At 43.0% G+C, this 7,012-nt stretch carries 8 protein-coding genes; 4 read left to right on the top strand and 4 right to left on the bottom strand.

Annotated features, from left to right (window positions below):
• Window positions 1-72 precede the first annotated feature (72 nt).
• The gene (locus V7654_RS20710; RefSeq protein WP_335432736.1) at window positions 73-1,353 is read right to left on the bottom strand and encodes an S-layer homology domain-containing protein; all 1,281 of its coding nucleotides are present in this window, start codon (window positions 1,351-1,353) and stop codon (window positions 73-75) included.
• 320 nt (window positions 1,354-1,673) lie between these two features.
• On the opposite strand from V7654_RS20710, the gene tagU reads away from it, so the two are divergent.
• The gene (tagU, locus tag V7654_RS20705; RefSeq protein WP_335432735.1) at window positions 1,674-2,600 is read left to right on the top strand and encodes a polyisoprenyl-teichoic acid--peptidoglycan teichoic acid transferase TagU; all 927 of its coding nucleotides are present in this window, start codon (window positions 1,674-1,676) and stop codon (window positions 2,598-2,600) included.
• Window positions 2,601-2,989: 389 nt separating this feature from the next.
• On the opposite strand, the gene V7654_RS20700 is transcribed toward tagU, so the two are convergent.
• A complete protein-coding gene (locus V7654_RS20700) occupies window positions 2,990-4,201 on the bottom strand; it encodes a hypothetical protein (RefSeq protein ID WP_335432734.1) in 1,212 nt (403 codons plus the stop codon).
• Between the two features lie 150 nt (window positions 4,202-4,351).
• On the opposite strand from V7654_RS20700, the gene V7654_RS20695 reads away from it, so the two are divergent.
• The 3 genes from V7654_RS20695 to V7654_RS20685 are packed head-to-tail and all read left to right on the top strand — an operon-like array spanning window position 4,352 to window position 6,062.
• Window positions 4,352-5,041 carry a glycosyltransferase family 2 protein gene (locus tag V7654_RS20695; RefSeq protein ID WP_335432733.1) on the top strand — a complete coding sequence of 230 codons (690 nt, stop codon included), beginning with the start codon at window positions 4,352-4,354 and terminating at the stop codon, window positions 5,039-5,041.
• A gap of 60 nt (window positions 5,042-5,101) precedes the next feature.
• The gene (locus tag V7654_RS20690) at window positions 5,102-5,710 is read left to right on the top strand and encodes a DUF2304 domain-containing protein (RefSeq protein WP_335432732.1); all 609 of its coding nucleotides are present in this window, start codon (window positions 5,102-5,104) and stop codon (window positions 5,708-5,710) included.
• Window positions 5,697-6,062 (top strand): EamA family transporter, encoded by a 366-nt coding sequence (locus tag V7654_RS20685; RefSeq protein WP_335432731.1) that lies wholly within the window; start codon window positions 5,697-5,699, stop codon window positions 6,060-6,062. Before V7654_RS20690 ends, V7654_RS20685 begins: the two co-directional genes overlap by 14 nt.
• Window positions 6,063-6,162: 100 nt before the next feature.
• Here V7654_RS20685 and V7654_RS20680 read toward each other — a convergent pair whose 3' ends face one another.
• The gene (locus V7654_RS20680; protein ID WP_335432730.1) at window positions 6,163-6,738 is read right to left on the bottom strand and encodes a glycerol-3-phosphate responsive antiterminator; all 576 of its coding nucleotides are present in this window, start codon (window positions 6,736-6,738) and stop codon (window positions 6,163-6,165) included.
• Between the two features lie 11 nt (window positions 6,739-6,749).
• On the bottom strand, window positions 6,750-6,995 hold the full coding sequence (locus V7654_RS20675) for an HPr family phosphocarrier protein (RefSeq protein ID WP_335432729.1): 246 nt from the start codon (window positions 6,993-6,995) through the stop codon (window positions 6,750-6,752).
• Window positions 6,996-7,012: the final 17 nt, after the last annotated feature.

Raw genomic sequence — 7,012 nt, 5'->3', positions numbered from 1 at the left:
CGCATTAAACCCCTGGGGGACTGACCCCCAGGGGTTTAATGCGTTAATGCGGGAGTGGAACCCACCGCTGATTTATTTTACTGTTACGTTTAGTGTTAGGGTTGTTGTGTTTTTTGCTGCGTCTGTGAATGGTGCTTTTAGGACGTAGCTGCCTGCTGGGATGTTGTCATAGACTGCATCGTTTACTAGTTCCCAGTTGCCGTTTTTGTATTGCAATGTTCCCCATGTTTTGCCTTCGCCAGCTTTTGCTGCTTCAACCGTTGTTGAGTCCAAAGTAACGATTACGTTAGCTGACGGAGTGCCGTATGTGTCGACAACTGACATTTTCATGCCGTCAAGGTTAGCAACACCGTTTGTTCCAGTTAGTTCAACGTTTGCAGTTGTTTTTCCCGCGAAGTCGAATGCTACTGGAGTTGCAGTTCCTGCTAGGGTGATAGAGCCTTTGCCAGCAACTGGCGCAGCAAAATCAACAGCCAATTCTAAATCATCAATCCATAAAGTGCCTTCCTTGCCTTCGAGGCTTGGAGTGATATCGAAGGTTACTGTTTTACGGTCTGCAGAAAGTTCTGCGTTTAACAAGCTAGGAATAGTCATAGAGCCATCCTTTGCTTCAAAGCCGATCATTAGGCCTTCAGCAACATCCTGTGCAACGTATTCCTCTGGAGCTGCTTCTTCAATTGTAACTTTAAGAGTGTTAGAGTCTACGATTTCAGCAGATTCTGCATATGGCATATAAATATTCTCATCCATGAATGTGAATGTTCTATAAAGGAGGTTGGCGAAATCACCGCGAGTGATGTTCATGTTTGTTCCGAAAGAATCCTTTGTCTTGCCAAAAGTAATCTCTGTGCCGTATAGTGCTTCGATAAATGGTCCAAACGCGCCGACTGCATCCTTGAATGGAGTTTCCATAGCATAATCCTCAAGCTCGAAGCCTAAAACAAGGATTTTCGCCATTGCACCGCGAGTCAACGGAAGGTTTGGAGCAAATTTACCTTCGCCAACACCAGAAATAATGCCAGCTTCAGCCAAAGCATTTACAGAGCCCTCGATACGCGGAATCAAATCTGTGAATCCTGCATCAGGAGCCTCTTCTGTATCAAGGCCAAGCGCGTTCGCCATAATTACTGCTGCATCTCCACGAGTTAGATTCATATTCGTTCCAAAAGTTGTATCAGACTTCCCGTTTACGATTCCCCAATCATGAAGTGTATAGACAGCCTCTTCATAATTACCGCTTACATCTGAGAATACATGATCTTCATGTGCCATCGCTGCTGGAGCAACAGCAGAAACTACGATTGCAGCAGACGTTCCCGCTGCAAGGAATTTTTTAAAAGAATAATTTGCCAAGGTGATTCCTCCTGGAATAAAAGATTAATAAATTAGTAAATTTACAAGAAATATCCTTTCTTGCTAACAAAATTTTATCAAATTTAATGTTTTTGAAATACATGTAAATATTCCCTAATATTAAGGGAATAAAATGGAATAAATAGTGGGAATTCGACCTTCCCATCAACCTCGAAATTCCAAATAAATAGTCAGATTTTCACGAGAGATTTGCGTATTAAATGGATATCATTATTGATATGCTCATTTCAACAGGTTTTATTTAGGCAAGTTCTAGTTAAGGATAGTATAGGTGAAATTTAATTGGAGGTTTCTAGTATATGACCCGCACAGCCACAGGTAAAAAAAAGAAATGGATCCGCATCCTGATCGTATCCTTCCTTCTCGTTATTTCTGCGATCGGAATTTACAGCTATTCCATTTATAAATCATTCAACGAGACCGTTACTACGATGCACGAACCGATTAGCCGCGAAAAGTCGGAAAAACGGTCAAAGCCAATCACGCTTGAGAAAAAAGAACCCTTTTCTGTGCTGATGCTTGGGGTAGACGAACGAGATGGTGACAAAGGGCGCTCCGATACGATGATTGTGCTTACTGTGAACCCTAACTTAAATTCAGTAAAAATGCTGAGCATTCCCAGGGATACAAGGACAGAAATCATCGGTAAAAATAAGCTGGATAAAATAAACCACGCTTATGCCTTCGGGGGCGTCGAAATGTCGATGGACACAGTGGAAAACTTCCTCGATATTCCGCTCGATTATTATTTACAGATTAATATGGAAGGTTTTCGCGACATCGTCGATGCGGTTGGCGGCGTAACAGTTCATAACGACCTTAGCTTCAAATATGGCGGCTATGATTTCCCTGAAGGGCAAATAAAACTTAATGGAGAGAAGGCTTTGGCTTTTTCAAGAATGAGATATGAAGATCCAAGAGGCGATTTTGGCCGGCAGTACAGACAGAGGGAAATCATCCGGGCCGTGATTCGGGAGGGGGCAAGCTTGTCCTCACTGGGAAACTATGAAGAAATTCTGGCCGCACTTGGCGGTAATATTAAAACAAACCTAACTTTTGGTGAGATGTATAATATCCAGGCAAAGTATAAAGAGGCTGGCAAAAAGATTGAACAGATCGAGTTAAAGGGTACTGGCGGTAAGATAGATGGAATTTATTATTATCAGGTGGATGAAGCTGAAAAACAAAGGGTGCAAGAAGAACTAAGGGCACATCTGGAGATCTAGAGTAGAATTTATGAGGTTTTTTCAAAAAAAAATGTTAGGAATAAATTCTTAACTTTTTTCCTTGCTTTACCGGTTTAACGTCCAAAATTATCCTAATGACAGTATTTTATCACTATTAAATTGGTGGCAATAGCGAGAACTGTGATTTTTTAACAGTTAATGTTTTATTTTACCATAATTATTACCCTAATAAATGCAAGTTAACCAGCGTAAGCTATAGTAGATTTTGGTTGAATAGCCATTTTGGGCTTCCCCCCTCTTCTGGTAAAAGACGGGGGTTTTTTTATGTCTTTTTTTAGGGTCCCTGAAAAAAGGACAAGCATCATGAATACATGACCATCTGTCCACAAAAAAGAGGACAAACTTAGCGCTTGCCCCTTTTTCATTATTTATTCCTCAACTTGTTTTTTCCGAAAAATCCCACTAACGAGCTGTGCAACCAGGAAAGCCGCGAATGGCAGATACACCGGTATGATTGGTGTGCGATAACGTTGCCCCCCAACAAGCAGGCCTGCTGAAGTCAAAGCTGCGAATCCGAGAATATACAGCAAAATGAAAAGCAGCAGAATTCGCTGTTCCTTCATTTTCAAGAAAGCCAACAATAATCCAGCGATACTCAATATGATGGTGATCCAATCGATCAGGAAAATTCCTTTGAAAAATAAGAAGAACTTTACGATAACTCGTTTTGCGGTTTCGATTGGCGAGCCAAAAATATATCCAAAGGCTTCTTCCTTTAAAATCGCGCTTTTTTCAGAAAGCGGTACGTCTTTTAACTCATAAAAGATAGGCTCGACGTAATCCGGCAGCATATTTGAGTTATAAAAACCGATGTCGGATTGAGGGTTATTTGCAATATAGAGATTCATGCCGCTATAGTTTTCCAGGGTGACAAACTCCCCGTGCAGCCACTGGTTATGCCAACCGTTTATCATCAGGAGAACGACCGGAATAAGGAAAGCTGCGAGCGAGCTGAGTTTCTGCACTTTTTTTACAATAAAAAAGAGTGCAAACAGCAGGACAACCGGGAACATGAATAACAGGTGCGGCCTGAATAGCAGGCTTAATGTCATCACGAACAGCAGCAGAAAAAATGGTTTTTGTTTATTTTCCGACGTGATCCAGTTCATACTGATGTGCAATACAGCCAGTAAAAAAGTGATAAAAATGGTTTCAGTCAATAAATATTGTGGTCCATTCAGCAGGAGCACTGGCTGGATCGCATACAGAATTCCTGTCAGGATGGCTGCAAGCTGTGACCGGAACACCTTGCCGGCCAAATAGCTGATATACACACCGTTCAAGGCGAACAAAATATATTGAACGACGATAAACGGAGTCGGGCTGTTAAACAGCAGGACAAATGGCGCCAAGATCATTGAAAATAACGGCGGTACGATGATGTCCTCTTCCCTCACCGTGTTGATCAGGCCCTTGCCGTTGACCAGATTTTCGGCAAGGTTGTAATAGAGTTTGCCGTCGGGAGTGACAACCATGGCAGGCTGTGGTCCAGCTTTTATATAAAAGAGGAGACAGGCTTCGATGAATAGAAACAGCAGCAAGTAGTGGACGGGCCCTACTTTTTCAAAAATACGCTTCAATGGATGTACCTTCCTTTATCTGTCTTATTTCAAAATAAGGATACACTAAAAAGGGAGTCTGCAAAAGTCCGAATCCATCAGAATTCCCTTCGCTTATCCTGTGTGCATTTGTTATACTTTGTATCGTAGTACAAACAAAGGAGCCTTGCAATGCATAATAAAGTGCTGATCATCATTCCTGCTTATAATGAAGAAGAAGCCATTTACCATACAGTAACGAACCTGATCAACTCCTGTGACTATGACTATCTTGTGGTGAACGATGGTTCCAAGGACCGGACGGCACAGATATTGAAGGAGAACCAGTTTAACCATGTTACCCTGCCCGTCAATCTCGGCATTGGCGGAGCGATGCAAACGGGATATAAATATGCGCAGCGGCATGGGTATGACTATGCGATCCAGCTTGATGCAGATGGCCAGCATAATCCACGTGATTTGCGCAATCTTGTAAAAGAAATACAGCGTTCCGGTTACGATATGGTGATAGGGTCACGGTTTGTGGAGAAGACCGCATATAAAGGAAGCCTGATGCGGAGGCTTGGAATTTTTTATTTTTACTATATGATCCGCTTTTTGGCGGGGATCAAAGTAATGGATCCGACTTCAGGTTATCGAGTAGTTAACCGCCGGATCATTGAGGAATTCGCCCTTTATTATCCGATTGATTATCCTGAGGTAGAGGTTTTGGTGAAGCTTGCCCATAAAGGCTATAAAGTGAAGGAAATGAAGGTGGAGATGAATGCCCGCCAAGGTGGACAATCATCGATTACACCGATAAAATCGCTTTACTATATGATGAAGGTTACGTTCTTTTCTATTATCCGTTCGGTTTTTTAGGACGATTTCAACCTTTAATGGTTCTGTCTGATAATACGTTCCGTTTTCTAGGAGGATTTCATGAACACTGTTCAACTTATCGCCATCATCGTTGCTGTATTTTTCCTGCTGCAGGTGATCTGGCTGACATCACAACATAAGCTGCATGACCAGCAAGCCTTCATGTGGATGCTGTTTGCGATTGGGGCTTTGTTCGTCGCCTTCGGCCTGCCTTATTTAAATAGTTTGGCCGTCGCGATTGGCGTGAGTTATATGCCATCGTTAATCTTTTTGATTGGTTTTTTCGTAGTCCTGTCGCTATTGATGTACCATACAATGGTCTTTTCCCGTCAGCAAAGTAAATTGATTAACCTTGTTCAGGAGGTCGCCTACCTTTCAAAGGAGCTGGAGGATTTGAAGAATTCTCAGGATGCATTGGAATCGAGAAATGGTCCGGGTGGTGAGGATTTTTGGAAGCGCCGGGCTGCCGGGGAAGAGGTTCTGAAAAACGGACTGCCTGCGGAGAATAAGAATAATCGCGTATCTGCTGAGGATTTGAAAAATGGACAGACTGTTGAGGACCTGAGGAATCGCCAGGCTGCCGGGGATGAGGATGAGGACTTAAAAACCGGGCTTGCGTCGGCAAAGAATAAAGATATGAGCGGAGAACGACAAAATGAGCATTCTTAACTTTTTTCTGATCTTTTTAAATACACTGATCCTGGTCGGCGGTCAATTTTTGTGGAAGTTCGGACTGATGGGGCGCACAGATAGCTATCAGTCTGTTGGCGGAGTCGTCAAGCTGTTCCTCTCCCCATACATCATGAGCGGCCTGTTCATGTACGGGCTGGCAACGGTGCTGTGGCTGTTCATCCTGACACGCGTTCCACTCAGCGTCGCGTACCCAATCCAGTCACTGGCCTACATCTTCGCCGTCTTCGGCGCCTACTTCGTCTTCAACGAACCACTCACCATGCCAAAAATCATCGGCGTCCTGCTGATTATGGCAGGCGTTTCCTTGATTGGGATACAGGGAAGCTAGGTTACTGTATCACTTTAAAGCATCGGGGGTCTGACCCCCGGCGCTTTAACGTATTAACGCCCTGGGGGTCTGACCCCCAGGGCGTTAATGCTTTAGCAGATTAGCGTGCTGTATTAGTGTTATGCTCTTGTGCTTGCCACAAGGCCACATGTGAGGTGGTTACCGCCTGGGCACCTGCGTTCAAGGCACAGTTGACTTCCTCTTTCGTTGTAACCAGGCCTCCAGCGAGGATTGGAATTTTTATATCATTGGCTATTTTTTTAATGAAGCCGGGGATAATTCCCGGTAGAATTTCAAGATAGTCAGCCTGGGTTTTCTCGGCGATTGCATAGCTTTTTTGTAAAGCCTGTGAGTCGAGAAGGAAAATTCTCTGGATGGTCATCAGCCCACGATGCTTGGCTTTGGTGATTACACTGGGCCTTGTTGAAATAATCCCATATGGTTTGATTTCCTGACAAATATATTCTATTGAATATTCATCGTTTTTTAATCCCTGAATCAAATCAGTATGAATCAAAACCTTTTTATTATGTTCCTTTGCCAGCTGGGCAATAGGTTTTAAATGTAGAAGGTCGGTATCCAGGTACACTCCATACTCGTAACTGCTTTTCAAAAACAAATCATATTGGCGCTTATTCTTGGAAACAGGAATTAAACTTTGTCCATTCAAGCTCATATTTTCACCTTTTATAAATAATTAATAAGCCAATCCATCGTTTCCTGTTCATCACTGCCGCTTACGGTAACACGAATGGTTTCTCCCTGCTTAATAACAGAAGTCATCAGGCTCAGGATACTTTTTGGATTCAGTTTATTTCCCCCAGCCAGGAATTCCACACTGCTTTTGAACTCATTCAATTTTTTCACAAGCAATGCTGCTGGCCTTGCATGGAGACCCTTCTCGATTGAAATCGTAATCTCTCTTTCTATCATGACTCTCACCTCTGATG

The organism is Bacillus sp. JJ1609, from assembly GCF_036967045.1.
Classification (GTDB): Bacteria; Bacillota; Bacilli; order Bacillales; family Cytobacillaceae; genus Mesobacillus.
This window is presented reverse-complemented; position numbering and strand designations above follow the sequence as displayed.

Bases quoted from the DNA above. Each gene is read 5' to 3' on its own strand.
- V7654_RS20695 (WP_335432733.1), top strand. From the start codon at position 4,352: ATGCATAATAAAGTGCTGATCATCATTCCTGCTTATAATGAAGAAGAA.
- V7654_RS20675 (WP_335432729.1), bottom strand. From the start codon at position 6,995: ATGATAGAAAGAGAGATTACGATTTCAATCGAGAAGGGTCTCCATGCA.
- tagU (WP_335432735.1), top strand. From the start codon at position 1,674: ATGACCCGCACAGCCACAGGTAAAAAAAAGAAATGGATCCGCATCCTG.
- V7654_RS20690 (WP_335432732.1), top strand. From the start codon at position 5,102: ATGAACACTGTTCAACTTATCGCCATCATCGTTGCTGTATTTTTCCTG.
- V7654_RS20680 (WP_335432730.1), bottom strand. From the start codon at position 6,738: ATGAGCTTGAATGGACAAAGTTTAATTCCTGTTTCCAAGAATAAGCGC.
- V7654_RS20685 (WP_335432731.1), top strand. From the start codon at position 5,697: ATGAGCATTCTTAACTTTTTTCTGATCTTTTTAAATACACTGATCCTG.